Source organism: Caldalkalibacillus thermarum, assembly GCF_014644735.1.
Classification (GTDB): Bacteria; Bacillota; Bacilli; order Caldalkalibacillales; family Caldalkalibacillaceae; genus Caldalkalibacillus; species Caldalkalibacillus thermarum.
On sequence record NZ_BMKZ01000083.1, the window covers coordinates 1 to 3481 of the forward strand.

Below are 3481 nucleotides of genomic sequence, written 5' to 3' on the forward strand. Positions count from 1 at the left end.
CTCTCTTTTTGTCTTTTTTTGCTATATGGTTTTACTTACGTCTTCAAGAAAAAAATAGTCTACCAAGAAACTTAAATTGAGCAAGTTAAAACTTAAAAAATGAAACTTTTTCAGCAATCCCTAATTACAAAGAAAATAGTGGTGGGTGTGAAAGGTGTGATCATGATGTCTCTTGATAAAAACATTGAATATCGGCTCCAGTTAATCAAACCCATTCTTCAGGAAAAGTACAATGTAAGAAAAATTGGTGTTTTTGGATCATTTGCACGTGGAGAACAAACGGGGAAGAGTGATATTGACATACTGGTTGAATTTTCAAAACCGATTGGCCTGGATTTTGTTGAGCTTAAAAACTTTCTGGAAAAAACATTAGGCAAGAAAGTAGATCTTGTAACAGTTAATGCACTAAAACCACAATTAAAGGAAGTGATTTTAAGCGAGGTCATTTATCAATGACAAAGAAATATATCATGTTTTTAGAAGACATTCTGAAATGTATTGAGGAATATACAAAAGGAATGGATTTCGAAAAGTTTAGAAATAATCAGCTCGTCATTGATGCGGTTATTCGCAATTTGGAAGTTATCGGTGAAGCAAGCAAATACGTGCCTGTTGAGATTCGTGAAAGTTATCCAAGTGTGCCTTGGAAAAGCATGATTGGCTTAAGGAATATTCTCATACACGAGTACTTCGGGATTGATGAAGAAATTGTTTGGGAGATCGTATCGAGTGATTTAAAAAAGATAAAGCCCGTAATAGAAGAAATTATAAGAAATTCTTGAACATCTAAACCAGCGATCATTGGGGTTAGGATGACAAACCTATTATTGTCATTGATAACATTACAAATCCCAAATAACAAACTATAAATACTACTGTTGCCTTAAAAACTTTATTATAAAACTTCTTATTATTAAACCTTGATTCTAATACCAAACTATCAACAATGAAATAAGCAGTTCCTACAATCCACGCAAAAACATACAAGAGTGGTTCAGTTATTTCTCCCCAAATTAATTGAAAAACAATCCATGGAACCAAGTAATAAGCTAATAATAAAAATAATTTTATAGCTAATGCATGATCTGTAATTGATCTAATAATCTTTTCTGCAATTACTGATAATGGGATACCCAATACAAAAACACCTATAGTTATAAAAAAAGTATAAGCAAGGGAAATTCCAGCAATATTAGAGGGTTCATATCTGGAAGACGAAGGATCCCCACTCAAATTTAGAGGTAATAAAAAGGACAGGACGATTGAACATATTGTTATAGATATTATACCTGCCTGTATTTTTCGTTTTATCATGATAACCTCCCTCTATAAATTAAGATTTTCTCCAATATACTCTTAAAATCTCAAAATTTCATGGGTCTTTGTTTTATTCTGGTTAGATTTCTTTCCCATAAATGTATTAAACTGGTAATATGGTGTCGATCCAAATAGAGGTCATGCCTTGTGATTTTTTCACATTATGATCGCACCTTGGATCTCCACGTGTCTCTGGGGGTTATCCTCCCATATCTCTCAGGGTCTTGGCCCGTACATTCCTTCGTTCAACCTAACCAGAGGTGGAGGCCTGTATAAGCTCCTTTGCAGGGTCTGTGCCCGAATGGTGAATATCAATCAACAGGCTGCTCCGTGCTTCGCTTTTCAAAGACCAGATTCAGTGAGACATAAGAGCATATTAGGTTTCTTACCCTTTAAGCCGCATCCTGTAATTGGTGTAGGCGGACATGGCCCAGGCATTGTTCGCCTTGATAGGGCACATGCTTTCGGCCTAGAGCAAATAAGACACGAATTAATTTGCAACACAGCGCAATTAACGATTGTTGTTTCTTCAGTGGATTTTCTCGCCGCGTGGTCATATACTCATGAAGACGTTTGAATTCAGGGTTCTTAGCTACAGTGGGCCGAATGGCAGCATACAATAGCGCTCTTAACTTTGGGCGACCTCGTTTGGTAATACGCGTCTGGCCCTTGTGTTTGCCGGAGGTATGCTCTCTCAGATTAAAGTCAGCCAGCTTCTGAATTTGCCGGGGATGGGTGTATTGGGATACATCCCCGACTTCAGCGAGAAAACCAGCCACAGTTATGAATGGGCAGGTCACGTACGCTTCTCAGGCGTTGATCATGCTTTTTCAACTCTTGAAAACCACAGTAAGGACAACGCTCAGGGGGATCCATTGTCTCCACCTGAATCACAACTTTATTTTCCGTGATTTCTTGTTTTAAAACCGTAAATTCTGGCAATCCTAGTGGTAAACGGATATCTGTTTTCACTCGCTATTTCCTCCAATCGTTTTGTTTTTGTCTATGACAAGGATTGCCAGGAAATAGCGAGTTTTTTCATGTCATCTTACACTACTTCTCACAAAAAATGACCATGAATCAAAAAAAAAAGGGATCGAATAGTGATCACGTATAATATAGTTCGCAAAAAGTAAGAAAAGGAAAAGCTATCGGCAACTCCGAATAAGGTAAATGTCCAGTAAACCTAAAAGGAGTTGAAACCGATGGCTTACCAGCATTCTACCTTATCTTTTGAACAAATGCTACTTCAATTTATGTCAGAACAAGATCCCATGCTGGCCATGCTCAGGTGGCATTGTGAACAAATGATGGAAGCCGAAGTCACTGCCAAAACCAAAGCGCAAAAATCAGAGCGTACTGACACACGAACCGGCTATCGATCCGGCTATCGTGTCCGTCATCTGGATGAGACAATGATCGATTTCCTGATGGGCAGACTTTGCAGCGGCATGTCCCCAATGGTTCGATCTTCCTGAGAGACGGCTCCCAGAACGAGGATATAATTGAAGGCAAATATGCTGAGCGAAAGTTCCGCTGGCTCCAGATTGGCCAAAGCGATGGTAAAAGCGAGAACCATCAAGAGGGAGAGCAGTAAATAGTGTTTTTGGATTAACAAGTCTTTTTTAATGAAATGATACATTTTGCCCCCTCCCGGCAATGAAAAAGATATAATCTCTTCCAGGGTAGGTTGACTCATCTTCTCCGTGTGAGTCAAGTATTTCCGGGCAGAAGTTTTTATGTCCTTCATTCATGTAAGCGGATTCATTGTTTGAGGGTACTCTCTTGGTCATCTCTTATCCCGTTTTAAAAACCAACAATCCCTTTAATGCCCGGTACACGGGCAGATTGGCCTTACCTTTCAGGTAGGGGATGTTGTCTCTGGCCACCTGTTCGAAGGTCTTGGTCACCTTTTCTGCATAACCTTTCGGTGGTTTCTCCTCCTGGCTTGTTGGCCATGCTTCCACCCGCCCAAACAGGGTTTTTAAGCCCAGGTTGTCCAAACGGGCTACAAGACCTCTCATCATTGCCCGTGCCCCTTTTTCTGACCAACTACGCCCCTGTTTAAGCCGCCTGGCAAAGACATGCATGGTGGATTCCGCGCTTCCCATGGGCCGCATTCCTGTAGTGTCTATGCCCTGCTCTTGAAGCCATTGCCGGTAAT

The 3481-nt window shown here is 40.2% G+C and carries 6 protein-coding genes and 2 pseudogenes; 3 read left to right on the forward strand and 5 right to left on the reverse strand.

The window, feature by feature from the left end; genetic code table 11:
* The first annotated feature begins 165 nt into the window (after positions 1-165).
* A complete protein-coding gene (locus IEW48_RS16230; RefSeq protein WP_042683729.1) occupies positions 166-456 on the forward strand; it encodes a nucleotidyltransferase family protein in 291 nt (96 codons plus the stop codon).
* Positions 453-782 carry a HepT-like ribonuclease domain-containing protein gene (locus tag IEW48_RS16235; protein ID WP_188624665.1) on the forward strand — a complete coding sequence of 110 codons (330 nt, stop codon included), beginning with the start codon at positions 453-455 and terminating at the stop codon, positions 780-782. Before IEW48_RS16230 ends, IEW48_RS16235 begins: the two co-directional genes overlap by 4 nt.
* Before the next feature lie 25 nt (positions 783-807).
* On the opposite strand, the gene IEW48_RS16240 is transcribed toward IEW48_RS16235, so the two are convergent.
* From IEW48_RS16240 to IEW48_RS17735, 3 genes and pseudogenes are all read right to left on the reverse strand, one after another.
* Positions 808-1314 (reverse strand): hypothetical protein, encoded by a 507-nt coding sequence (locus IEW48_RS16240; protein WP_188624666.1) that lies wholly within the window; start codon positions 1312-1314, stop codon positions 808-810.
* A gap of 395 nt (positions 1315-1709) precedes the next feature.
* Positions 1710-2102: pseudogene (locus IEW48_RS16245) on the reverse strand (transposase); the annotation flags it as partial.
* Entirely contained in the window at positions 2077-2193 is a 117-nt protein-coding gene (locus IEW48_RS17735; RefSeq protein WP_371874901.1) for a transposase family protein, read from the reverse strand. The pseudogene IEW48_RS16245 and the gene IEW48_RS17735, both read right to left, overlap by 26 nt.
* 329 nt (positions 2194-2522) lie before the next feature.
* Here IEW48_RS17735 and IEW48_RS16255 point away from each other — a divergent pair.
* Positions 2523-2735, forward strand: a pseudogene (locus tag IEW48_RS16255) (transposase); the annotation flags it as partial.
* Here the strand turns inward: IEW48_RS16255 and IEW48_RS16260 are convergent.
* Positions 2717-3067, reverse strand: a complete 351-nt coding sequence (locus tag IEW48_RS16260) for an ABC-2 transporter permease (RefSeq protein ID WP_371874900.1) — start codon at positions 3065-3067, stop codon at positions 2717-2719. The pseudogene IEW48_RS16255 and the gene IEW48_RS16260 sit on opposite strands and share 19 nt — an antisense overlap.
* A 46-nt stretch (positions 3068-3113) precedes the next feature.
* On the reverse strand, positions 3114-3481 hold a 368-nt coding region (locus tag IEW48_RS16265), incomplete at its 5' end, for a UPF0236 family transposase-like protein (RefSeq protein ID WP_188624670.1).

Coding starts and splice junctions, on each gene's coding strand:
- IEW48_RS16230 (WP_042683729.1), top strand. CDS start 166: ATGTCTCTTGATAAAAACATTGAATATCGGCTCCAGTTAATCAAACCC.
- IEW48_RS16235 (WP_188624665.1), top strand. CDS start 453: ATGACAAAGAAATATATCATGTTTTTAGAAGACATTCTGAAATGTATT.
- IEW48_RS16240 (WP_188624666.1), bottom strand. CDS start 1,314: ATGATAAAACGAAAAATACAGGCAGGTATAATATCTATAACAATATGT.
- IEW48_RS17735 (WP_371874901.1), bottom strand. CDS start 2,193: ATGGATCCCCCTGAGCGTTGTCCTTACTGTGGTTTTCAAGAGTTGAAA.
- IEW48_RS16260 (WP_371874900.1), bottom strand. CDS start 3,067: ATGAAGGACATAAAAACTTCTGCCCGGAAATACTTGACTCACACGGAG.